Annotated in this window: 23 protein-coding genes; 11 read left to right on the top strand and 12 right to left on the bottom strand. The window is 44.8% G+C overall.

Annotated features, from left to right (window positions below; all coding sequences use genetic code 11):
• Window positions 1–55: 55 nt before the first annotated feature.
• The gene (locus tag AC1DCV_RS09720) at window positions 56–856 is read left to right on the top strand and encodes a 5'-nucleotidase, lipoprotein e(P4) family (protein ID WP_477023021.1); all 801 of its coding nucleotides are present in this window, start codon (window positions 56–58) and stop codon (window positions 854–856) included.
• An 82-nt stretch (window positions 857–938) separates the two neighbouring features.
• Here AC1DCV_RS09720 and AC1DCV_RS09715 read toward each other — a convergent pair whose 3' ends face one another.
• From AC1DCV_RS09715 to pckA, 5 genes are all read right to left on the bottom strand, one after another.
• Window positions 939–1400, bottom strand: a complete 462-nt coding sequence (locus tag AC1DCV_RS09715) for a DUF1569 domain-containing protein (protein ID WP_477023020.1) — start codon at window positions 1398–1400, stop codon at window positions 939–941.
• Between the two features lie 21 nt (window positions 1401–1421).
• The gene (locus AC1DCV_RS09710) at window positions 1422–3314 is read right to left on the bottom strand and encodes an OmpA family protein (protein ID WP_477023019.1); all 1893 of its coding nucleotides are present in this window, start codon (window positions 3312–3314) and stop codon (window positions 1422–1424) included.
• A 183-nt stretch (window positions 3315–3497) separates the two neighbouring features.
• Entirely contained in the window at window positions 3498–4124 is a 627-nt protein-coding gene (locus AC1DCV_RS09705; protein WP_477023018.1) for a 7-carboxy-7-deazaguanine synthase QueE, read from the bottom strand.
• Between the two features lie 114 nt (window positions 4125–4238).
• On the bottom strand, window positions 4239–5126 hold the full coding sequence (folD, locus tag AC1DCV_RS09700) for a bifunctional methylenetetrahydrofolate dehydrogenase/methenyltetrahydrofolate cyclohydrolase FolD (protein ID WP_441573669.1): 888 nt from the start codon (window positions 5124–5126) through the stop codon (window positions 4239–4241).
• A 228-nt stretch (window positions 5127–5354) separates the two neighbouring features.
• Window positions 5355–6956 carry a phosphoenolpyruvate carboxykinase (ATP) gene (gene pckA / locus AC1DCV_RS09695; protein ID WP_477023017.1) on the bottom strand — a complete coding sequence of 534 codons (1602 nt, stop codon included), beginning with the start codon at window positions 6954–6956 and terminating at the stop codon, window positions 5355–5357.
• 324 nt (window positions 6957–7280) lie between these two features.
• Between pckA and AC1DCV_RS09690 the strand changes: the two genes are divergently transcribed.
• The 6 genes from AC1DCV_RS09690 (at window position 7281) to AC1DCV_RS09665 (ending at window position 13647) form a co-directional block, all read left to right on the top strand.
• Window positions 7281–8570, top strand: a complete 1290-nt coding sequence (locus tag AC1DCV_RS09690) for an aminopeptidase P N-terminal domain-containing protein (protein WP_477023016.1) — start codon at window positions 7281–7283, stop codon at window positions 8568–8570.
• A gap of 126 nt (window positions 8571–8696) precedes the next feature.
• On the top strand, window positions 8697–9464 hold the full coding sequence (locus AC1DCV_RS09685) for a CDP-alcohol phosphatidyltransferase family protein (RefSeq protein WP_477023015.1): 768 nt from the start codon (window positions 8697–8699) through the stop codon (window positions 9462–9464).
• A gap of 46 nt (window positions 9465–9510) precedes the next feature.
• Complete coding sequence (gene purS, locus AC1DCV_RS09680; RefSeq protein WP_142683702.1) at window positions 9511–9756, top strand: phosphoribosylformylglycinamidine synthase subunit PurS; 246 nt, start codon at window positions 9511–9513, stop codon at window positions 9754–9756.
• A 102-nt stretch (window positions 9757–9858) separates the two neighbouring features.
• Window positions 9859–10527, top strand: a complete 669-nt coding sequence (rsmI, locus tag AC1DCV_RS09675) for a 16S rRNA (cytidine(1402)-2'-O)-methyltransferase (RefSeq protein WP_477023014.1) — start codon at window positions 9859–9861, stop codon at window positions 10525–10527.
• A 78-nt stretch (window positions 10528–10605) separates the two neighbouring features.
• On the top strand, window positions 10606–11691 hold the full coding sequence (locus AC1DCV_RS09670) for a winged helix DNA-binding domain-containing protein (protein ID WP_477023013.1): 1086 nt from the start codon (window positions 10606–10608) through the stop codon (window positions 11689–11691).
• A 66-nt stretch (window positions 11692–11757) separates the two neighbouring features.
• A complete protein-coding gene (locus tag AC1DCV_RS09665; RefSeq protein ID WP_477023012.1) occupies window positions 11758–13647 on the top strand; it encodes a M1 family metallopeptidase in 1890 nt (629 codons plus the stop codon).
• Between the two features lie 50 nt (window positions 13648–13697).
• Here AC1DCV_RS09665 and AC1DCV_RS09660 read toward each other — a convergent pair whose 3' ends face one another.
• The 5 genes from AC1DCV_RS09660 to AC1DCV_RS09640 form a co-directional block, all read right to left on the bottom strand.
• Window positions 13698–14690: a patatin-like phospholipase family protein gene (locus AC1DCV_RS09660; protein WP_477023011.1), complete on the bottom strand. Its 993-nt coding sequence runs from the start codon at window positions 14688–14690 to the stop codon at window positions 13698–13700.
• 36 nt (window positions 14691–14726) lie between these two features.
• On the bottom strand, window positions 14727–15293 hold the full coding sequence (locus tag AC1DCV_RS09655; RefSeq protein WP_477023010.1) for a DinB family protein: 567 nt from the start codon (window positions 15291–15293) through the stop codon (window positions 14727–14729).
• A gap of 194 nt (window positions 15294–15487) precedes the next feature.
• A complete protein-coding gene (locus tag AC1DCV_RS09650; protein ID WP_441573678.1) occupies window positions 15488–15697 on the bottom strand; it encodes a hypothetical protein in 210 nt (69 codons plus the stop codon).
• A 12-nt stretch (window positions 15698–15709) separates the two neighbouring features.
• Complete coding sequence (locus AC1DCV_RS09645; protein ID WP_477023009.1) at window positions 15710–16156, bottom strand: hypothetical protein; 447 nt, start codon at window positions 16154–16156, stop codon at window positions 15710–15712.
• An 18-nt stretch (window positions 16157–16174) separates the two neighbouring features.
• Entirely contained in the window at window positions 16175–16762 is a 588-nt protein-coding gene (locus AC1DCV_RS09640) for an RNA polymerase sigma factor (RefSeq protein WP_477023008.1), read from the bottom strand.
• Window positions 16763–16852: 90 nt separating this feature from the next.
• Here AC1DCV_RS09640 and AC1DCV_RS09635 point away from each other — a divergent pair, with 90 nt between their 5' ends.
• Window positions 16853–17734 carry a cation diffusion facilitator family transporter gene (locus AC1DCV_RS09635; protein WP_477023007.1) on the top strand — a complete coding sequence of 294 codons (882 nt, stop codon included), beginning with the start codon at window positions 16853–16855 and terminating at the stop codon, window positions 17732–17734.
• Here AC1DCV_RS09635 and rsmG read toward each other — a convergent pair.
• Both rsmG and AC1DCV_RS09625 read right to left on the bottom strand, forming a co-directional pair.
• Window positions 17731–18360 (bottom strand): 16S rRNA (guanine(527)-N(7))-methyltransferase RsmG, encoded by a 630-nt coding sequence (gene rsmG, locus AC1DCV_RS09630; protein WP_477023006.1) that lies wholly within the window; start codon window positions 18358–18360, stop codon window positions 17731–17733. The two genes, AC1DCV_RS09635 and rsmG, sit on opposite strands and share 4 nt — an antisense overlap.
• Window positions 18361–19101: 741 nt before the next feature.
• Window positions 19102–20241 carry a glycosyltransferase gene (locus tag AC1DCV_RS09625; protein WP_477023005.1) on the bottom strand — a complete coding sequence of 380 codons (1140 nt, stop codon included), beginning with the start codon at window positions 20239–20241 and terminating at the stop codon, window positions 19102–19104.
• Between the two features lie 210 nt (window positions 20242–20451).
• On the opposite strand from AC1DCV_RS09625, the gene tgt reads away from it, so the two are divergent.
• The 3 genes from tgt to AC1DCV_RS09610 all read left to right on the top strand — a co-directional run bounded on the left by tgt (window position 20452) and on the right by AC1DCV_RS09610 (window position 24392).
• A complete protein-coding gene (tgt, locus tag AC1DCV_RS09620; RefSeq protein WP_477023004.1) occupies window positions 20452–21582 on the top strand; it encodes a tRNA guanosine(34) transglycosylase Tgt in 1131 nt (376 codons plus the stop codon).
• Window positions 21583–21620: 38 nt separating this feature from the next.
• Window positions 21621–22700 (top strand): LptF/LptG family permease, encoded by a 1080-nt coding sequence (locus AC1DCV_RS09615; RefSeq protein ID WP_477023003.1) that lies wholly within the window; start codon window positions 21621–21623, stop codon window positions 22698–22700.
• 366 nt (window positions 22701–23066) lie between these two features.
• Window positions 23067–24392: a citrate (Si)-synthase, eukaryotic gene (locus AC1DCV_RS09610; protein WP_477023002.1), complete on the top strand. Its 1326-nt coding sequence runs from the start codon at window positions 23067–23069 to the stop codon at window positions 24390–24392.
• The last annotated feature ends 17 nt before the right edge of the window (window positions 24393–24409 follow it).

Raw genomic sequence — 24409 nt, 5'->3', positions numbered from 1 at the left:
TTTTGTGGGCCACATGATTTATTTTTGCAGCCACTAACGGATAATTTTTATGAAGATGAAATGGCTATTGACAGGAGTACTGATGATCGGGTTGTTTGCCTGTAAAACCACTCAACCGGTAACAGAAAAAAGTACCGCTACTACACTGATACCGGGCGGTCCGGCATGGGCTGCTTTGTGGCAGCAACAATCCGGTGAATACAAAGCCCTGTGCCTGCAGGCGTACCAGCTGGCAGCATTAAGACTGGATCAATACCTCTCCACTAAAGGCAGCAAACCGCTGGCAGTAGTAACAGATATAGATGAAACGGTGCTGGATAACAGCCCTTACTCTGTACATCAGGCATTGGCCGGTAAAGTATACGATGATAAAAGCTGGATGGAATGGACCGCGAAAGTTGCTGCCGACACGGTTCCCGGCGCTCCGGCATTTTTTAAATATGCTGCATCCAAAGGTGTAAAAGTATTTTACATCACCAACCGCGCAGAAAGTGAGAGAGCCGTTACCCTCCAAAACCTGCAGCGCTACCAGTTTCCGGATGCAGATGACCAGCACCTGCTGCTGAAAACAACCACCTCTGGTAAAGAACCCCGCAGACAACAGGTGTTACAGCAATATGAGATCGTGATGTTGTTTGGTGATAACCTCGGTGATTTTGCTGCGATCTTCGATAAAAAACCGGTAGATGAAAGAAATAGTGCAGCGCTACAATCTGCTGCCAGCTTTGGTAGCCGCTTCATTGTGTTACCCAATCCCATGTATGGCGATTGGGAAGGAGCGTTGTATAATTTTCAATATAAACTTACTACCCAACAGAAGGATTCCATCATGAAAAGCAGGTTGAGAAACTACTAAGTAATAATGGAAATGTTGAAGGCCGCAAAGAGCAGGTAAATGCTGCTTTGCGGCCTTTATATTTGTGGCGATAGCCTGGGTACTATAACATCCCGAACTGTTTGAAATGATGCAGAAAATGTTTTCTGTGAAATGCTTTCCATTCTTCATAATCCAGCATACCAAATACATGATGTACCGTTTTCTCCGTTGGATGCTGTTGGAAATATGCATCAAAATCACTGATTTCATCGAGGAGGTATTGCCTGGCTATCATCAGATTGTCTGAATGAGGAGGAGGCGGTACATCGCCCTGTAAGGGAGAAGGCAGACTGTGCTGCATTTCCATTTCACTATACAGAAATTGTTTGTATCGTTCTATTTTTTCAGGTGGTGTTAAAATAGCTAACTTCTCATGCTTGTTGCAGGAAAATGCCATAGCCAGACCCAGGTGTTCGAGCATTTGCACCGCATTCATTTTTCCCCATTCAGGTACCGTAGTTTCGTGTAGCCGTGATAGATAGTTGTCAAGTGAGGCGGCGGTTAAGAATTCTGATGCATTCATAACGGATGATGATTTGAGTGATTACAAGCTGATGATCCTGAATACCGTACGTCTGTTCTCTGCTCTTCCCTCTTCCGTATCATTTGTGGCAATCGGATCACTTTCGCCATAGCCCTTTGCAGCAAGACGTGCAGCAGCAATACCTTTTTCGGTTAAGTATTTAACGACTGATTTGGCGCGGTTTTCAGACAGCACCTGGTTGTCTTTATCTGTGCCTACGTTGTCGGTATAGCCGTCAATTTCAATTTTAATGGTTGGATTATCCTGAAGTAAATTGACCAGTTTATTCAGCTCTGTAACAGATGCAGGTTTCAGTGTGTATTGTTTGCTGTCGAAGAAAATATTGTGTAGTACAATACTGGCATTGGCGGCCAGCGGTTGCAGTGGAATATTTTTTTCGAACGGCACACCGGGATTATGATCTTTCAGTGAAAAATTATCGGAGTAAAAGAGATAGCCTTTTCTGTTCACGTGCATGGCGTAATCTTTTCCTACCGGCAACGGCGCCAGGTAGTCACCGTTGTCGTTGGTTTTTACGGTAGCAATGCTATAACCGCCCTGCAGGTCTATTATATCAATGCTGGTAGCTAAACGGGCATGTGTGAGGGTATCATACACGTAGCCTTTTACATATAACGTTTGGAGTGGTCGGGCTTCCGGATATAGTTCAAACCGGTAGATATCCAGGGCGCCACGGGTATCGGAACGATCGGATGCGAAATAGGCGGTTTTACCATCGGCTTCTACTACCAGTGATGCATCTTCATCGATGGTATTGATCGGGTAACCGAGGTTGGTAGCTGGTCCCCAGCTGCCGTCCGGTTGCCGCCGGGAATAGAAAATGTCGAGTCCGCCATAGCCAGGATGACCATTGGAGGCAAAGTAAAGCGTTTGTCCGTCCGCGTGAATAAAGGGAGTAGTTTCCCTGCCGGCAGTGTTGATATTAGGTCCCAAACGTTGAGGAATGCTCCATTGTCCGTTTGGCTGCCGGTTGGTTACAAATATATCTGCACCATTATCTGATGTTTCACGTGCAAAATAAAGTGTTTGTTTGTCGGTGCTGAGACTGGGTTGTGATTCCCAGTCACGTGTGTTGATGGGCGATCCAAAATTCTTTGGGGCAGTCCATCCCTGAGCCGTTTTTTCCGAGTAATACAGATCGCAGCTGCCTTTGCCTTCTGGAAATTCGCAGCCTGTGAATACCAGCATGGTACCATCTTGTGAAATGTTTTGTGCGCCTTCATTGAAAGAGGAGTTTACAGGTTCACCCATGTTTTGTGCCGTTGACCATTTATCGTTGTCCCGGTACGTAATATAAAAATCTTCATTACGGCCATTTACGCGCCTGGTGAAGATCAATGTTTTACTGTCAATGGTAAGGGAGGGAAAGTATTCCGGATCTTTGCTATTCACCGGATCACCCAGATTTTCCGGATGAAAAGGAACGGTCTGACGGCTGTTATTTACTGCAAATTCATAATTCGCTTTCAGCTTTTCTGCGTTAGGACTTTTAGATTTTATATTGGCAAGATATTGTGTGATTAACTGTAATGCCCCTACGAAATTTCCGGTACCTGCCATTGCCCGGGAGTAGGCTACTGATACCGGGCGCAGGCCGCTGCTGTCCAGTTGCTTTAATTTTTCAAAAGCAGTGACGGCGGCCGCATAATCTTTCAGTTCTACATAGCACAATCCCATTTGTCCATATGCATCTGTAAAGTTAGGTGCAGCTTTGATGGCTTCCTGCAGCAAAGTGATGGCTGTTTGTGTCTGATAAATTCTTACGGCGTCTATTGCACGGTCGAAGCTGGCTTTTGCTTTTTTAGGAGCAGTTTCATAAGTAACTGTCTGGGCCTGCATTTGCATCCCTATGCCAAACAGGCTACCCAGTATTAACAGGAAGGTTTTTTTCATAGAATCTATTCGCTATGTAATTAACGAAATTCTATCGAAAAATAGTGTAGCGATTTAGTGGTTAGCTTTTAGCCATTAGCTTTTAGTAAAAATGCAGCGGAGATATGAGCATGTGTTAATCACTGTACTAATATCTCCACTGCATTTTTACTAAAAGCTAAAAGCTAATGGCTAAAAGCTGTTCTATGGTACATTAATATATTTATGGATCTGCAGGGACATGGTCCACTGCGGGTTATCTTTGATATACTCCGTAATAAGTGGTGTCATTTCTGCGCTGCGTTCCCATTCGGGTTGCAGGTATAGTTTACAGTGTTTGCCGGCGAGGGCAGCATATTTCTCTGCCCAGGCAAAATCTGTTTTGTTGAAGATGACTACTTTCAGTTCATGGGCTACTTTACAGATTTCCGGTAAAGGCGCTTTGAATTTTTTGGGAGATAAAGTAATCCAGTCCCAACTTCCGCTGAGAGGCGAGGAGCCGGATGTTTCTATATGTGTTTGAAAGCCCTGTTTATGCAGGGATTTGGTGAGGGTGTCCAGGTTGTGCAGGAGTGGTTCACCACCGGTTACCACAGCTATGCGGCCCGGATAGGCGGCAGCTTCTGTTACGATATCATTTACCGGTACTTGCGGATGCTTGTCAGCATCCCAGCTATCTTTTACATCGCACCATACGCAGCCAACATCACAGCCACCCAGCCTGATAAAATAGGCTGCCCTGCCCTGGTGGTAGCCTTCCCCCTGGATGGTGTAAAAACGCTCCATCAGCGGGAGGGTACTTGTTTTAATATTTGTAGTTATTACTGACATGACTTACTTCACAAAGTTCCGGTTTTTTTACCACCGGTAACACATTTAATAAAAGCTAAAAAGCACAATAACCGCTAAGGACTAAAAGCTAAAAGCTAATGGCTAAAAGCTTTCTCAATTCATACTTCCTTTCAAGCCGATGGTGGCGTGATAGGTATTCTTGAGTAAAGCGGCTATTGTCATAGGTCCAACGCCACCGGGAACGGGGCTGATGTAGCTACATTTAGGCGCCACTTCATCAAATTTAACGTCTCCTTTCAGGCGGAAGCCGCTCTTTTTGCTGGCATCTTCCACACGATTAATACCTACATCCACAATAACAGCGCCTTCTTTTACCATGTCGGCGGTCACAAAATCCGGTTTGCCGATGGCAGCAATAATGATATCTGCCTGCCGGCAGATGTCGGCCAGATTATGTGTATGCGAATGCGTGAGGGTAACCGTACAGTTACCTGGATTGGTATTGCGACTCAGCAAAATGCTCATTGGTGTACCTACAATATGGCTGCGGCCTATTACCACGGCATGCTTGCCTTTGGTAGGAATATTATAATGTTCCAGCAGTAACATAATACCATATGGTGTAGCCGGAATAAAAGCAGGTAAGCCACTTACCATTTTACCAACATTCATGGGATGGAAGCCATCTACATCTTTGCTGGGATCAATGGTGTTGATTACCAGTTCTTCGTTGATATGTTTAGGTAAAGGTAATTGAACGAGAATACCATCTACATCCGGATTTTCATTCAGCAGAATGATCTGGTCCAGCAGATGTTTTTCAGAAATTTGTGCATCAAACCGAAGGAGGGTAGAATTATACCCGCATTCAGCGCATGATTTTACTTTGGATGCTACGTAGGTTTCACTTGCCGGATTATTACCTACCAATATGGCTGCCAGGTGAGGGACTTTTTTACCAGCGGCCTTTAATTCAGCCACCTGAGCGGCTAATTGGGCTTTGATAGCCTCAGAAACTAGTTTACCGTCTAAAATTTGCATGTGCAAAGGTAAGGAAAACTGTGATTTGATAGTGCTGATTTGGGGAGAAGAGCGTTTGGGAGCCGCCGAAGTCCAGCAAAACAAGCTCCGGTAAAGGAACTTGCTTTGCTCAGGCATTGCGCCTGTCAGGAACTTACGTATTGTTTAGTGGAAATTATAAGACAAAACTTAAATATAAATCTTCTTATTGATATATACAAGAGAAGACCAGATCACAGGTATTTATTCTTAAATTTTTGGTGCAGCATCCAGTATTTCTTTGTCGGCTGCTGGGGCATATTTTTCAAAGTTGCGGATGAATTGTCCGGCAAGATCAGTTAACTGCGCATCGTAAGCACTTTTGTTTTCCCAGGTATTGCGCGGATCCAGGATACTATCTGGTACACCCGGGCAATTATCCGGAATCTGAAATCCGAAAACAGGATGTGCATGGAAGGTCGCCTTATCAAGCTGTCCGTTTAATACGGCCGTGATCATGGCGCGGGTATAACTGAGTTTAATACGATTACCGGTACCATAAGCGCCACCTGTCCAACCGGTATTGATCAGCCAGATATTTACGTTGTGTTTACGCATTCTTTCCCCCAGCATCTGTGCATACTGTGCCGGATGCAATGGCAGGAAAGGTGCGCCAAAACATGCGCTGAAAGTGGATTTTGGCTCGGTAACACCTGCTTCTGTACCTGCTACCTTAGCGGTATAACCAGAAATAAACTGGTACATCGCCTGTCCGGGCGACAGCCTGGAAATAGGTGGCAACACGCCATAAGCATCGCAGGTAAGGAAGAAAATATTCTTTGGAATGCCTCCTACTGAAGGTTCCTGGGCATTGTCGATATAGTGCAGCGGATAGGATACACGGGTATTTTCCGTAATGGTACTATCTGCATAATTCACGGTACGGGTGCCGGGGAAGAAGGTGATATTCTCCAGCATGGCACCTTCGCGCACTGCATGAAATATCTGTGGTTCCTTTTCTTCAGAAAGATCAATACATTTTGCATAACAACCGCCTTCAAAGTTAAACACACCGGTGTCCGTCCAGCCATGTTCATCATCTCCTATCAGCTTACGTGCAGGATCTGCGCTCAGGGTAGTTTTGCCGGTGCCGCTCAAACCAAAGAATACAGCAGTATCACCTTTTTCGCCAATGTTGGCAGAGCAATGCATGCTCAGCACATTTTTGTTATGAGGTAATTCGTAATTCAAAATGGTGAAAATACCTTTTTTGATTTCTCCTGTGTAGGCACTGCCACCAATGATGATTATTTTTTTGGTGAAGTTTACTACAGAGAAGTTCCGCTGCCGCGTGCCATCAGTGGCAGGATCAGCTAAACAGCCCGGTGCCTGAATCACCGTCCAGTCGGGATGCATGTAATCCAGTTCTTCTTCTGAAGGACGGAGAAACATGTTGTAGGCAAATAAACTGGCCCAGGGCAGTTCACTGATGACTTTAATGTTGACCCTGAAATCATCATCTGCGCAGGCATAACAATCACGTACCCACACTTCTTTACCGGTGAAGTAACGGGTAATTTTACTGTATAAACGATCGAAATTTTCTTCAGAGATAGGTTGGTTGAAATCGTTCCAGTTTACGGTGTCCGTTGTGATGTTGTCTTTTACAATGAATTTGTCTTTCGGGGAGCGACCGGTATATTCACCGGTGTTAACAGCCAGGGCCCCAGTGTCAGCATATACCCCTTGTTTACGGGCGATGGTTTGTTCCGCCAGTTTTTCGGGTGAAAGTTGGTAATAAACGTTAGCCACGTTCTCTATGCCAAGTCCCCGTAAGTCAGCAATAGGATTCCTTACGCTACTCATTTGCATAAAAGCAAGATTGTTTTGGTGTAAAAGCAAAACTAGCGATTTTTTGATATTGTCAAATTTTATCGGTGTTATACCATTGAAATTTAGAAATTAGTAACCGTTTTTGGGGTGATTATTGCGATATCTTCAATATGCGGGTATTTCATTGCAGGATTATCAAACTAAAAAGCGGATAATATAGTATTACCTATTTGCAAGGAAATATTAGTACGATTTTGTCATTTAATACAGCAGATATTAACCAATTTGATGATTCAGTGTCAGGCAATATTTCTACCTCCGAAATTTTACCTAGGTTTGAAACCTCATTTGAAATTAAGAGATATGAAGAATTTGCCCTTAGATCCGCAGCTGTTTGTAAAGAACCGCCAGCGTTTTGTGGCTAAAATGAAGCCACAGTCTATCGCTATTATCAACTCCAATGATGAACTGCCCACCAATGGTGACGCCTTGTATAAGTTCAAGCAGAATTCAGATCTGTATTGGCTGACAGGTATTGATCAGGAGGATACGATGGTGGTATTGTTTCCCGATAATCCGGATCCTAAATACCGCGAGGTATTGGTGCTGGTGCGACCTAACGAGTTAAAGGAAAAGTGGGATGGTCACAGGTTGCGTAAAGATGAAGCATATGCCGTATCCGGCATGTCTACCGTAGTTTGGCTGGATAGCCTGGATGCATTATTACAGCAATGGATCAACGATGCGGCCAACATCTACCTGAACACCAACGAAAATAATCGTAAGTCAAACCTGGTACCGGTAAGAGATTACCGTTATGCACAGGAAACAAAGGAGCGTTATCCGCTGCATAATTATCTGCGTGCCGCTGTTATCTTCAAAGAATTGCGTGCCATAAAAACACCGGAAGAAATCAAGGTGATGCAGGAAGCGATGGATATTACTGAAAAGACTTTCCGCCGTTTACTGAAGTTCATCAAACCAGGTGTATGGGAACATGAAATTCATGCAGAAATTATGCACGAATTCCTGCGCAACCGTTCTGCTGGAGAAGCTTATGGCTCTATCATCGCTTCCGGCGATCGTGCCCGTACCCTGCACTATGTATCCAATAACCAGGAATGTAAAGATGGGGAAGTCATCCTGATGGACTTTGGCGCAGAATACGGTGGCTACAATGCGGATCTTACCCGTAGTATACCAGTAAACGGCAAGTTTTCGCCGCGTCAGCGCCAGGTATATGATGCCTGTCTGCATCTGCACAACTATGCTAAATCTATCCTGCGTCCGGGTATTACCATCGCTAAATACAATGAAATGGTAGGTGTGGAAGCAACAAAAGAATTTATTAAGCTGGGTTTACTCACAGAAGAAGAAGTGAAAAACCAGGATCCTGAAACACCGGCATACCGCAAATACCTGTACCATGGCATCTCTCACCACCTGGGGGTTGATGTACATGATCTGGGACCTTCTTTCCATCAGCCTATTCCGGAAGGAGCAGTGATGACCATTGAACCCGGTATTTATATTGAAGAAGAAAAACTAGGTATCCGCATCGAAAACAATATCTGGCTTACAGCGGAAGGTAATGTGGACCTGATGAAGAATATTCCGATCACGGCCGATGAAATAGAAGCCCTGATGAAATAAGAATTTCAAATTACGAATTACGGGATTTGTAGGTAGAAGATAAACACTTCCTCCTGCAAATCCCGTAATTCGTAATTTGAAATTCATAATTCATAATTCGTAATTTGCGTTCAATAAATCTATTAGATGAAACAACTACCCAATATTCTTACCCTATGTAACCTCTTTTGCGGGGCACTGGCTATTATCTGCATCTTACATGCACCGGAATACCGCGCGGAGATTAACGGTGCCGACTATACGATTCTAACACCGGAGCCGGTATACTGGGCTTCTGCATTGGTAGTATTGGCAGGTATCTTCGATTTTTTTGATGGTATGGTAGCCCGGTTGCTCGGTGTATCAGGCCCTATGGGCAAGGAGCTGGACTCCCTGGCAGATGTGGTGACTTTTGGCGTAGTACCCGGTATGATGTTATACAGACTGCTCCGTAGTGCGTATTTTCAACAACCGGATGTTTTTGATGTATCTATCTTCAACCTCGCTCCGGCCTTGCTGGTGCCTTGTTTTGCAGCATACCGCCTGGCTAAGTTTAACATAGACACCCGGCAGTCAGAAAACTTCATCGGAGTGCCTACCCCTGCAGTAGCTTTGCTGGTAGCTTCTTTTCCTTTAATCCTTTTATTTAATCCCTTTAACCTGGCGCACTGGTTCCAGAACATCTGGGTACTGTATATCACCATCGCATTGCTGTGTTACCTGATGATTGCAGAAATTCCTATGATCAGCCTGAAATTTAAAAGTAAGCGCATTGCAGACAACTGGCCACGGTTTTTACTGATCGGATTAACCATACTGAGCATACCTTTCCTGAAATTCGCTACCGTACCATTTATATTTATATGTTACGTAATATTATCAATAGCAGTACCTCCTAAAATACAAGTGGTTTAACATTTTGGATTTTTTGATGTAGGTTTGCGGCAAAATTTCTAGCACAATGACTTTTACTGCACATATCAATGTGATGCCACTGAAAGAATTATTAGATCCGCAAGGAAAGGCGGTGATGAGTGGTCTCAAGAACCTCGGCCTGGGCCAGGTACAAGATGTACGTATTGGTAAACACATTACTCTGCAAATTGAAGCCGCCAGCCAGGAAGAAGCAAGGCAGATCGCTGAAAATGCCTGCCAGAAGCTGTTGGCAAATCAGGTAATGGAATCTTTTGAAGTACAAATACAATAATTAATTGCGAATTGCGAATGACGGAGTTGTGGGGAGATATCTGAGAAGGTCTCCGGGCTGCATCTCCCCACAGGTTCGTAATTCGTGATTCGTAATTAAATTATGAAATTATATCTCGTTCCATCTCCTATCGGCAACCTTGCCGATATTACCTACAGGGCTGTCAAAGTACTCGAAGAAGCTGATCTGATCCTGGCGGAAGACACCCGTACTTCCAGCGTTTTGCTCCGGCATTACAATATCAGTAAGCCCGTTACGGCTTATCATCAGCATAACGAGCACAAGATAGTACAGCACCTGCTGCAGCAAATGCAGGGAGGCAAAACGATGGCCCTGCTCACAGATGCCGGTACCCCCGGTGTATCTGATCCCGGATTTTTACTGGTAAGAGAATGCAGCCGTGCCGGCGTCCCGGTAGAATGTTTACCCGGCGCCACTGCCTTTGTACCCGCACTGGTGAACAGCGGTATCCCCATGAACCGCTTTGCCTTTGAAGGCTTCCCGCCACTCAAAAAAGGCCGTCATACCCTTTTTACAAAACTCGCTACAGAAGAACGCACCATCGTTTTTTATGAGTCGCCCATGAGGCTGGTAAGAACCCTGGCCGACCTGATTCAATACTTCGGGCCAGACCGCCCTTGCAGCGTTAGCCGTGAGCTCACCAAAATGTTCGAGGAAAATAAACGCGGTACCCTCCAGGAAGTCCATGACTACTACGCAGAGAAAGGTGTGAAAGGAGAAATTGTACTCGTGGTACAAGGCGTCGAATAATCATTTTAGTAGCGGGGAAGCTGTTGACACACCGTTGTCATCCACGTGTTGTTGTTTTGCACTACAAACCATTTACCCATGCTAGTTACCGATATCGCTGCACAACGATTACTCCATCAGCAACTGATCCATACTTCTTTTAAAAAACCAGCTGACATCGCATCTTTCTTTGGTGCTATGCAGGCCCAGGAACATGCACACAGCAAATGGGGCATCGGTGTAAGGCTCCCGGGCACCACAGACGCCGCAATAGAAAAAGCCCTCAGCAATAAATCCCTGATCCGCACAACGGTTTTTCGAGGCACCCTGCACCTGGTGGCCGCTGCAGATGTACGCTGGATGCTGCAACTCATCGCTCCCAATATGAAAACACGCATGGGGAGCATGAAAAGACAGCTGGGCATGGATGATGCCTTACTTCACAAAACAAATCAGCTGATCATCAAAGCCTTACAGGGAGGCAATCACCTCACCCGTAAAGAACTCACTACCCATTTACAGGAGAAAGGTATTGCCACCGATGATCATCGCATGAATCATATTATTTATCATGCTGCCCTGGAAGGGATCATTTGTAATGGCCCCCTCAGCGGCAAACAATTCACCTATACACTCCTGGATGAGTGGTTGCCGGCATCTACCTTGCTCAGCAGACAAGATGCATTGATCACACTAGCCCGCCGTTATTTTATCAGCCACGGCCCAGCCACCCTGCCCGATTTTGCCCAGTGGTCAGGATTATCAGTAACGGATGCCCGCATAGGTCTGAATGGTGCGCAGGAGCACCTGCAGGCACAGGAAATAAACGATACTACTTATTGGATGGCGCCCGGCAGGAAGAAAGCAGTTCCGGATACCCACTTATTACTCCCCGCTTTTGATGAGTACTTTATCGGCTATAAAGATCGTAGTACTTTGATAGACATGCAGTTCGCCAAAAAGGTAATGACCATCAACGGCATTTTTAATCCTATTATGGTGCACAACGGACAAATCATCGGCACCTGGAAACGTACTTTCAAAAAAGATAGTGTAACCGTTACCGTTGAACCATTTAAGCCACTCAAAAAAGCAGCACTGAAAGCCTTTGAGCCGGCAGCACAGCAATACGCAGACTTCCTGGGTTTTACCCTCGCTGCATTCACCGGAGCGGATCTGAAATAACCCGCGTCAAAACATCAAAATACCCAAATGATGTTTATTTTAGCTGTTTAATCAAAAAGAAACGGAATGAAGTATCGGGTTACAACAGGGAGCTGTCTGGCCATCGCCATGCTGGCAGGCAGCTGGTTACAACTAAGCGCACAATCTGATCGCTGGCAACAGCGGGTGAAATATACCATGGATGTGAAAGTAGATGCGCCGGCCAATCAATTCAAGGGACAACAACACCTTGAATACTTTAACAACTCCCCCGATACGTTGAAGAAAGTTTTCTATCACCTTTACTGGAACGCCTTTCAGCCTAACAGCATGATGGATGTGCGTAGCCGTGAGCTGGGTAAAATAGTGATCGGAAGAGATAAAAAAGGCAACGAGCGCCGCGACTGGGACGGCAGGGTACGTGACCGCATCTCTCAACTGAAACCCGATGAAATTGGTTACCAGAAAATTATTTCCCTGAAGCGTGATGGTAAACCGCAGGATTTCAAGGTTGTTGAAACGATCCTGGAAGTGCCGCTGGATAAACCGATCCTGCCACATTCAAAGGCCGTATTTGATATGGAATTTGCTTCGCAGGTGCCAGTACAGGTTCGTCGCAGTGGTCGCAATAACGCAGAAGGAGTGGACTTCTCCATGGCACAGTGGTATCCTAAGATGTGTGAATATGATTATGAAGGATGGCATGCCACCCCTTATATTGCCCGCGAATTTTATGGCGTTTGGGGCGATTATGATGTAAAAATCACTATCGATAAAAAATATGTAATAGGCGGTACCGGTTACCTGCAGAACCCCAACCAGATTGGCCATGGGTATGAAACACCCGGTGTGAAAGTAAATCAACCTGCCGGTAATACGCTTACCTGGCATTTCATTGCGCCGAACGTACACGACTTCATGTGGGCCGCAGATCCGGATTACAAGCACATTACCCAGAAAGTAGATGGCTTTACTGCGCATTTCTTCTACCTCGATAATGAGCATACACACGATACCTGGCCTCAGCTGGCAAAGATGATTCCTGCTGCTTATGCTTATATCAAAGCACATTATGGTGCTTATCCGTACGAACAATATTCATTCATTCAAGGTGGTGATGGCGGTATGGAATATCCTATGGGCACCCTGATCATGGGTAATGGAAAGATGGATGGTTTATACGGCGTAGCGATGCATGAATGGATGCACAGCTGGTACCAGGGAATGCTGGCTACCAACGAAAGCCTGTATCCATGGATGGACGAAGGGTTCACCACTTTTGCAGAAAATAATGTGATCCATAATACGATCGATTCTCTGAAAGGACGCAACGCCCTGGAAGATTCTTATGCAGGTTATTTTGCATTGGCCAGAAGCCCTTTCGAGGAACCAGCTACCACACATTCTGATCACTATAACACTAACTACGGCTACAGTCTTACTGCTTACTCCAAAGGTGCGGTATTCCTGGAGCAGCTGGGGTATGTGATTGGTGCTGCCAACCGCGATGCCGGTCTGTTAAGCTACTACAAAGAATGGCGCTTCAAACATCCGAATGTAAATGACTTTATACGTGTGATGGAAAAGCAAAGCGGCATAGAACTGGACTGGTACAAACAATACTTTATCAATTCCGTAAAACATATTGATTATGGTATTGATAGTGTATTTGCGAGAAACAATAAAACTGTTGTGCGCCTGCGCAGAGTAGGATATATGCCTATGCCCATAGATTTTATGGTGACAGATAAAAAGGATAATAAAGAACTGCACTACATTCCATTGTCTATTATGTATGGAGAAAAGCCAAATGAAAATCCGGCTATAAAACGTGTAGTCGATCCCGTTTGGTACTGGACAAATCCTGTTTACGAAGTGGAACTGAATATTCCGCTGACCGACGTCAAAGAGCTGGAAATAGATCCCAGCCAGCGTATGGCAGATGTGGACCGGAGTAATAATAAAGCGGTATCCTAAGATATATGAGACGGGGCTGATACCAATCAGCCCCGTTTTTTTTAAGATTTTTATTTTCCCCGCATCATTTCAGCGGCTCTTTTTTCTCCTGCTTCCAACATCTCTTTCATGGTAGCCGGAATAAACTCCAATCCTCCCATATGTACATCCAGCGCGTGTTGTGGCCGGATGATATGTAAGTTTACCACTTTCTTTTCATGGAAAGGATTTACAGGCACATCGAAATAATCATCTACGGCAGTGATCCCGGCCGCTTTCATTTTATTTTTTACCGCTTCGATATAAGTGAGCGAATCATTGATAAAGCCGGATAGTTGCACTCCTGCCATTTCGTTGGTGGTATGATCTACCTGTCTTTCCAGTATATCCAACAGATTTTTAAAGAGAAGGTCTTCTTCTCCCGGTATTTCCGGTGTAAGCAGGATGGCATAAATAGTGGTAGCGCCTTTATCTATAGCCAGTTGGATGGGATTGTAGTGTGCACCACCTCCGTTAGTGAATTGCTGTACATCGTCCGGTAGTGAAGCTACTTCCACTGGCGGCATAAACACGGGCATACTACAGGATGCCAGTACTGCTTCACGGAAGGTATAGTTGTCATGAAGCGATACAATGTCGTAGTCTTTTTTTACGGCATCATCACTGCCGGGAGAGAAGTAGGTAGTACGGTTTGTTTGCAGGCATTTACCGGCTACAAATACTTCTTCCTGTAATTGCTGGAGTGCACGAAACCTGGCGTCTGTAAAGATATTATTGATTTTATGTGTTAATGCGGTGGCATTATACAGCGAATTATTTTGTGGAAATCGCTGCATCATGGTGCTGATGTTCACGATATCTGCCGTGCTGTTGCTGGTAAATAATTTTTCGAGCAAATTAATTTCGCCGAGGGCAGCAAGTGGAGCAATGAGGGCGCTGGTACCGGTTCCGCAAAAAAGATCAAATGCAATAGGAGGATGTTGTGTATATAAATATTTGAGGGCGCCAACAGCAAAAGCGCCCCGGGAGCCGCCGCCGCTGATGACTAACGCAGTGGTAGCCATGATGATTTTTTAGGTAGGGACAATTTAATTAAAAAATCAAAATATAAGTTGCTGCAATTGGTTTTGCCAGGTGTGGCCCTGCAGTTCCTGATCTTTTAATTTAGAGAGATGGTGTTGATTGTGATGTGCGATGTAATACAACATTTCCCTGATGGTAATTTTTCCTAACAGGGGATGTGGCAGACGATATTTATCCAGGTCTGTTTCTGACCAGGTGAGGAGTTTATCTGATAATTTTATTTTCTGAAGAAGAAAACTCTGCAGCAATGCCGGACGCTGGGCCTGATAAATCACGCCTGGCTGATAGGCCCTGCCTGCCTTGAAGCCATTGTTCAATGCGTGTTGATAGTCGGCTACCAGTTTATCGTAGGGGCGTGAGGGTGATTGGCTGATGCCGAAATAGCGCAGAGTAACTTTGGGAAATCCCAATGCACTGCTAATGGGCCTGATAGACTTGGTAAGATGATCGAGTTGTTGACCAGCCGACCATTTACCGTATGGAGAAGCGGTAAAACGTATATCCGGCAGCGTATCGACAAAATCTACGAAATTGTCGAAGCTTTTATTGAGGAGAGATTGGATCTCGTGCTGGTTCAGGTACATAGGAGCGAAATTTAGAGGGTTCAAAAACACATTTCCAGACATTTTAGTCAATATACCCGGGCCACTGCATTCTCTTTGAAGTTACGTCAGATTTGCGAGGCGGCCAATAGCTTTTTACATATAAAAAAGTTAAATGTATAGTAAATCGGCTGGTTGGCCCGGGAATATTGATGTACTGTCAATAAAAACTTAAATTATTCCAGTACCTGGCATTCAAAGCCCTTTTTTTGAACGAATTCTATAATAATATCCTCTTCCACCTGTAAATCGGCAATGCGTAATACTTTATCGCAATCGTCCAGGTCTACATGACAGGACCCAACCGGGAAGCTGGATGCTATGGCCTGGATCATCTGCTGACGGTCTTCCAGGCTGTCTATATTGGTTTTGAATATACCTATCATCGCACAATATTTTTAGTGTGATTCTTTTTCTTCGTTTTTGGGATCTTCGGGCCTTTTTCTGGTATCATTGGTATCATCTGACCAGTACCTTTCCCATTCCTCGCGTCTGGTTCTACCAAACCCGGGTCTGCAGCGGTTGCGGAGTGCTTCTCTCATTCTATCTTGTTCTTCAGGCGTCATGTGGGACATTTTTTCGCGGAGCTTTTCTTTCCATTCGCGGCCCCGGTTCCACTTGTCGTTCCAGGAGTTATGGTGATTATGCCAGCCAAAAAGGAGTTTACCTAATAAGAGGAGGCCCAGTGCCTGCCAGTAGGTGATCACCGGACCATGAAATAGTTCAGGGATCAGACAGTTCCACAATAGCATGGTAGCAAATCCCACCGCTACCATAAACACTATTCCGAAGACAATGAACTTGGCGATGCGTCCTCCATTTCTTCTGCCGTATTCGTTTCTCATATCTTTAATAATTTAAAATCAGTCGTTTAAAAATTCGTTGTACAGTTCTGTGAGGCGTTCCCGAAGGAACAGTACAGCATAGCGTTTGCGTGACAGCAGGGTATTTACCCCAATGCCGGTTTCCTCACTCATTTCTTTAAAAGATTTACCTTCCAGTTCATGCTGTAGAAATACCTGTCTTTGATCCGCGGGCAGCTCATCAATAGCTTGCATAATGGCTTCAGACATGATTTTCTTCATCATGGGAGTATCGGCCTCCTGGTTTTTGTCGGAAAGTAATTCGGGGAGAAATAATACTTCTTCGCCTTCTATCTCGCGAGTGTAGTCAGAAAAAGGAGTTTCTTTCTTTTTGCGGAACCAATCGGTGATCTTATTGCGGGTTACGGCAAACAGCCACCCGGTAATTGAGTCTACCTGGCTTCCCAGTCTAAGGTATTCGGTGAATTGATAGAAAACATCCTGTAAAATATCCTCCGCATCGGACGCATTATTTACCCGTTGCCGGATAAAATGCAGCAATCGCTTGCGTTCCTGCTTCACGGCTGCCTGTATGCGTTCGTTTTGCTCTATGGCCATGATGTTATTTGTAAGGACCAGCTGTTTCATCTTAATAAGGATGACGAAGCAACGGCGAGGATATTTTATAATTACAGAAAAAAAATCTGTTTAAATTACAGAACAGGAAATCAGTCCTTTATGCATGATCACACTCACGGTTCCGGTTCTGGTCTGGATGGCACCAAGGTTAACCGGGCTTTCATATGGGGAATTACCCTTAACCTGATTTTTGTGGCGGCAGAATTTATAGCCGGTTTTATCACCCATTCCCTGGCACTCATGGCCGATGCCGGCCATAATCTCAGCGATGTGGCCAGCCTGGCCCTGTCACTCCTTGCTTTCCGCCTGGCCAAAATAACGTCCAACCCCGGGTATACATACGGATATCGCAAAAGTACAATACTTATTTCCCTCTTTAACGCGATGCTGTTACTGATTGTAGTCGGTATCATAGGATATGAGGCCATCCGTCGCTTCAGTGCGCCTTACGAAGTGCAGGGAACACCCATCGCTATTGTTGCAGCCATTGGCATTGGTATCAACGCATTTACGGCCTGGTTGTTTTTCAGGGACAAAGAAAAGGATCTCAATATTAAAGGAGCTTATCTGCATCTGGCGGCGGATGCTTTGGTGTCTTTAGCGACCGTTGTAGCCGGCATTGTCATCATCTACACAAAATGGTATTGGCTGGATCCCCTGTTGAGTATCATTGTAATGGTAGTTATCGTATTGGGTACCTGGGGACTGTTAAAAGATAGTTTACGCTTATCTATGGATGGGGTGCCAAAGAATATTGACCTGCAGGAAGTAAGGAAAACAGCCCTGGCGGTGAAAGGGGTACAGGATATTTACCATATACATGTGTGGGCGCTCAGTACAACAGAAAATGCACTCACCGCCCAGGTGAAAGTTGATCCGCAACTGGATGCTGCCGGAACAGAAGCGTTAAAAAAGGAACTGCGTCATGAACTTGAACACCTGGGCATTCGCCACTCTACACTGGAAATCGGGTATTTTTAGCTTTTAGCCAATACCACAAATTTCTCCTGGAAGCTTTCTTCCGGGAAGATATCATATACTTTCAGCAACTTTGGTTTTAAGCCACTTTCTGATATTTCCTGGGCCAGGTCGCCACCTTTCAGGCAAATTAAGCCCTTCTCGAATTGCTTGCCGGGTACTACCGACTTTTTCAGTACTGGTTTACTCCAGCGCCAAAGGTCGCCCAATGGGGCCACCGCACGGGAAACAACAATATCAAATTTGCGGTTCTTGATATCTTCCACCCGGCTATGTGCTGCTGTCACGTTTTTCAACTGCAGCGCTTCCGCTACGCCCTGTACTACTTTGATCTTTTTGCCAATAGAATCTACCAGGTGAAACTGTACTTCCGGAAAGAAGATCGCCAGCGGAATACCCGGAAATCCGCCACCTGTACCGAGATCCAGGATTTGTGTGCCTGGCTGAAAATCCGCAATAGCGGCTATGCTAAGAGAATGTAATACGTGTTTTTCATATAAGGCCTCAATATCTTTACGGGATATCACATTGATCTTTTCATTCCACTCTTCATATAATCCCTTCAGGGCCTCAAACTGCGACAACTGCTCTGGTGTAAAGTCGCTGAAATATTTTAAAATAATTTCCATTGCGCAAAAGTAGGGAGGATTAGCCTGTTTTTTGATGATTAAAGCGATTTTTTGTCTTTTTCCAGGATTATACTGATTTAGAGATCAGGTTGAAAACCTGGGGGATATTGTAGATTTTAAGCATAAATTTTAGTCCATCTATATAGGAAGAATGCCATAGATCTAAGCCTGCCAGCTGCCCGAAAGCGGGCATCACGGATATTTTAGACGGAATTTTATCTTCATTGTCTTTAAATACGCTTTTAACGTATTGCGTATTAAGAACCCCATCATTATAGTTAGCATTACCTCTTCATTATGGTGATGCTGTCGATTCTATGCTTAGGACCCGCTATGCACCTATAGCAGCACTGCAATAAAGGTGGACTTGATGTGGACTTGAGGTGGACTTGATGCGGGGGTGAGTTCCGGATGTATAGCCAAAACCGGCTATAGTAGCGCGTTATAGCAGGCTGTAGCTTGGGAGGGAAATGTACTGTTTAAAGCAAGCAGGTAGAAAGGGTTTATTCATCAAAATATCTCCCAGAGGCAATGAGTACCTTATTGAAGCCGGCAGTCATACCGGATATTTGCCATAGAAGGTGTTATGGATAAAAGCGCCTTTCCTGTCAGCAATGCCAAAGCCCCAGGATGCGGGGCAGGTAGCAGTCGAAAGTAACATAACCTGGGGAAGGTATTTCCGGGATATATTGAAAATCATCTAAATCAGTATAATCCCGGAAAAAGACAAAAAATCCGCATTTACCACTTATTGGCTTTCGCTTTGAATAACAAGGCCGGTGTAAAGATGATATAATACAGCACCATAAAAATATCCATCAGCCAGCTGAACTTAAACAGATCACTTTCATCCAGTCTGCGCATGGCGGCAAAGGTGATAATGGATTGTACCAGCACTTTCAGACCAAAGATGCCCAGCACGTACCAAAGTACCGGTGGCGGGAAAAACAGTCCAATGATAAAGGCGGGGTAGAAAAGGAAATGTGTCAGTGAAAATAATCCCAGTACAAACTTGTGCCCGAAGCGGTAATGTTTGCCGGTAGACATGTGCCGGGTTTTTTGCCTGAACCAGCTTTTCCAGTTCTGTTTAGGCTCTGAATAGGTAAACGCCTGCTTGTCAATAACTACCCCTACATTTTTTCTGTTGGCGGCAGTGTTTACAAACAGGTCATCATCGCCACTGGCAATGTGTTGGTGGCTGGTAAAGCCTTTATGTTTAAAAAACAGTTCTCTTTTATAAGCCAGGTTGCGGCCTACACCCATATAGGGCATGCCGCTCATGGCAAAGGAGAGGTGTTGCAGGGCGCTGAAAAAAGTTTCATAGCGGATGATCTTATTCAGGAAGCCGGGCTTTTTATAGTAAGCACCATATCCGAGTACAATTTCTTTCTCTCCGGTGAATCCCTGGCTCATGAACGAAAGCCAGTAAGTGCTGCCGGGTTTGCAGTCGGCATCCGTTAGCAACACCGTTTCATACTGGGCGCCTTTCAGGCCTATAGATAAGGGATATTTTTTGCCGGGGATGAACTTGGCCGCCTGTTTAATTTCTATGTGGCGATAATGTGGATAACCCGGCTCAATAGAACGCAGGTAATATTTGGTATCGTCTTCGGAGTTATCGTTGACCACAATCACCTCATATTCAGGTTTCATGTGATGGTGATACCGTTGTTGCAGTACCCCCGGAAGATTTTTCTGTAAGTTTAACTCTTCATCCTTTGCGCAGATGATGACTGAAAAGGGCCCGTCCGGTGCGTGGTCCAGGTCAAATTTACGGTTATAAAAAGCAACCCGGGAAAAGACAAAAAGGAAATAAATGATCTGTATCCCCGCAACGGTAGCAAAAAAGTATAAGGCAATTTCACTTAGATGTTCCAGCATAATGCTGGCAAAAATATAATATTTTTATTATCTGTAAAAGAATTGTTTGGGGGAAGCAAAAAGCGTAAAGGAGAAAGCAAAAAGCCATCGAAGCGAATGATTGAAGTGCACCCTCGGTATTTGGGGGTAAATTATCCGCTCAGGTCATTCGCTTCGATGGCTTTTTGCTTTCTCCTTTATGCTTATCTTCGCGCCTCAAATACAGGATGAGTGAATTTTGAACTGATAACTACAGATAGTGGCAGTAATGCCAGGGCCGGGAAAATCACCACAGCCCACGGGGAAATAGAAACGCCCATTTTTATGCCGGTTGGTACTGTAGGCAGCGTAAAGGCTGTTACACAGGAGCAATTGAAAGAAGCCGTGCAGGCACAGATTATCCTTGGCAATACCTATCATTTATATTTAAGGCCAGGCCTGGAGGTATTATCTCTGGCAGGTGGATTACATAAATTTAATGGCTGGGATCGTCCCATTCTGACTGATAGTGGCGGGTACCAGGTATTTTCCCTGGCGGCCAACCGCAAGATCAAGGAAGAAGGGGTGGTTTTCCAATCACATATAGATGGCTCCCGTCATCTTTTCACACCTGAAAATGTGATGGATATTCAGCGCACCATCGGGGCCGATATTATTATGGCCTTTGATGAATGCCCGCCATATCCGTCTGATTACCGCTACGCGCGTAAGTCAATGGACCTTACTCACCGTTGGCTCGACCGCTGTATTCAGCGCCTCAGTGATACACAGCCTGCCTACGGTCATGAACAAACGTTGTTCCCGATCGTACAGGGCAGTACCTATAAAGACCTCCGCAAGGCTTCTGCTGAATTCATTGCCTCCCGCAACTGCGCCGGTAATGCTATTGGCGGCCTCAGTGTAGGAGAACCGGAAAATGAAATGTACGAAATGTGCGGCCTGGTGTGCGAAGTGCTGCCAGTCGACAAGCCCCGCTACCTGATGGGTGTKGGTACTCCCTGGAATATCCTCGAAAATATAGCCCTGGGTGTAGATATGTTCGATTGCGTAATGCCTACCCGTAATGGCCGTAACGGCATGTTGTTTACCTGGAATGGCGTTATTAACATCCGTAATAAAAAATGGGCTACTGACTTTAACCCTATAGATGAGAATAGTCCCTGCTTTGCTACCAGCAAGTATTCCAGGGCTTATCTGCGTCATTTGTTTGTGGCAGGGGAAATTTTAGGCATGACATTGGCCAGTATCCATAACCTTGCGTTTTACCTGGAATTGGTACAGGAAGCCCGTAAACAAATATTGGCCGGTACTTTTGCCACCTGGAAAACCAGTATGGTGAATCAGCTGAAAACACGCCTGTAAAAGTTCGGACTATAAAATAAACTAATATCTTTGGGGTCATGACTAAAATTGACTGGTACATTTTACGTAAGCTTATAGGTACTTTCATTTATTCCCTGATGATATTCCTATTGATTTCTGTAGTGATAGACACGACAGAAAAGGTAGATGACTTTATGAAACATCATCTGTCGCTGCATGAAATTATAGTAGATTATTACTTCGGTTTTATTCCGCATATCCTGGCATTACTGTTTCCACTTTTTATATTTTTATCGGTTATATTTTTTACTTCCAAGATGGCGTATCGCTCCGAGATCATTGCCATCCTGGCGGCAGGCGTGAGTTTTCGCCGTTTTCTGCGTCCTTACTGGATGGGGGCTTTCCTGTTTGGTGGTATCCTGTGGCTGGCCAACTATTGGGTGGTACCCAATGCAAACCGCATCCGTACCGGCTTTGAAAACAAGTACCTCCACAATCATGATGACGAGAAATCGCAATACAACCGTACCACCCGTATCGACAGCTTTACTTATGTGACCTTTGGTACTTACGATCCCAATTATAAGAGTGGAAGTAACTTTACCCTGGCCATCGTAGATAAACAAAATATGTCCTTCAAAATGAAGGCGGATCGCATTACCTGGGATTCTACCTCTAAAAAATGGCGACTGGATTATGTGACGATGCGCAGCATGAACGGGTTGAAGGAGCAATGGATCAGTAAACAGGATACCATGTTGAAACTGGCCCTGCTGCCTAAAGACCTGGTAGATGAAAAGAATCTGCAGGAAGCGATGACCACCCCCGACCTCAGAAAGTTCATACAAAGAGAAAGCATCCGTGGATCTGAAGGCCTGAATACCTACTGGGTAGAGTATTACAGGAGAACAGCGGCTGCATTTGCAGTGGTTATTCTTACCCTGATCGGAGGCATCATTGCCGCCAAAAAGGTAAGAGGAGGAAGTGGTTTGCACCTGGCAGTGGGTATTGTGATCAGCGCCAGCTACATTATTTTCCTGCAATTTGCAACGGTATTTTCGGTGAAGGCAGATCTGAACCCTTTGCTGGCCGTATGGATCCCAAATATATTATTTGGTGGATTGGCCCTCTATTTATATCGCCGCGCACCTAAATGATGCGTTGTGAAAAGATTTTTTGAAGGCGGTATCATGATGGTGATGCCGCCTTTTTATTTTTGATATCCTCACTTTCTTTTGTGTGCAGCATTATTTTTTCGAAGATTTTTCTTTCAATATTTTCAATTCATTCTGAAAATTTTACATTTCTTTAACGTCTATATAAATATTTATTATTGATACTATTTAATATGTTTTAAATGAAATAATTACAGCGCCTTACTGCGGCCATATTTCCTTATACTTCCCCCGGCAGATCGTTGTTAATTTGGCATTAAATACCACGAAATGGTGGTAACTTCGTTAACAAATCATTACTTTTGACTATTGATCGATTTTGTTTTCATTAATAACAATAGCAGTAAAATGGGGTACATAAAAGAGAAATTCAAGGTTAAAGCAGATGAACTTAACATTGAAGTAAAAGACCTGGTAAAGAATCACGGCACTAAAAAGATTGAAGATGTAACGCTGGCACAGGTTTACCAGGGTATGCGCGGTATCACCGGCCTGGTAACTGAAACATCCTTGCTGGATGCCAATGAAGGAATTCGTTTTCGCGGATATTCTATTCCGGAATTAAGGGACCATTTGCCTAAAGCGCCAGGTGGTGCAGAGCCGCTGCCGGAAGGTTTATTTTACCTGATGCTGATTGGAGAATTACCTACTGAAGCAGATGTACAATATCTGTCCAGCATGTGGGGTCGCCGTTCTCATGTACCCAACCACGTATTTGATGCTATTGAAGCCTTGCCTATTACTGCTCACCCGATGACCATGTTTAACGTGGGTATTATGGCGTTGCAGACAGAATCTTCTTTTGCACATGCTTATGCAGAAGGGATGAATAAAAAAGATTACTGGAGTTATACTTATGAGGATACCATGAACCTCATTGCCCGCCTGCCACGTATTGCTGCTTATGTATATCGCCGCAAATATAAAGGTGGACAGCACATACAGCCTAATGGCATGCTGGACTGGGCAGGTAACTTTGCACATATGCTGGGTTACTCAGACGAAGGATTCAAAGAACTGATGCGTCTTTATATGGTGATTCATGCTGACCACGAAGGTGGTAACGTGAGCGCACACACTACTCACCTGGTAGGTTCCGCACTGAGCGATGCTTACCTCTCTTTCGCTGCAGGCATGAATGGTCTGGCAGGTCCTTTACATGGACTGGCTAACCAGGAAGTGATCAAGTGGATCCTGCAAATGCGGGAAGAACTGGGCGGTGGCGTACCAACCAAAGAACAAATCGAAGCCTATGTACGCAAAACTTTATCTGATGGTAAAGTAGTGCCAGGCTACGGTCACGCTGTTTTGCGTAAAACAGATCCCCGCTTCACAGCGCAGATGGAGTTTGCGAAAAAACATCTTCCTAATGATGAACTGGTGAAAATTGTGTGGATGGTATATGAAGCTGTTCCTCCAATTCTGCAGGACCTGGGTAAAGTGAAAAACCCATGGCCTAACGTAGACGCACATTCCGGCGCATTACTGGTACATTATGGTCTGGTAGAATATGAATTCTACACCGTATTGTTTGGTGTTTCCCGCGCACTGGGTGTACTGGCATCTCTTTGCTGGGACAGAGCTTTAGGCCTTTCTTTAGAAAGACCAAAATCTGTTACCACAGAGTGGATGAAACAGTTTGTTGAAGGTAAAGTAGATGCAATAGCCGAATAGTTATAATTGTTTTTTAC

This window comes from Chitinophaga sp. 10T418 (genome assembly GCF_056394125.1).
The sequence above is the reverse complement of the archived record's forward strand: the minus strand, read 5'-3'. Positions and strand labels throughout refer to the sequence as shown.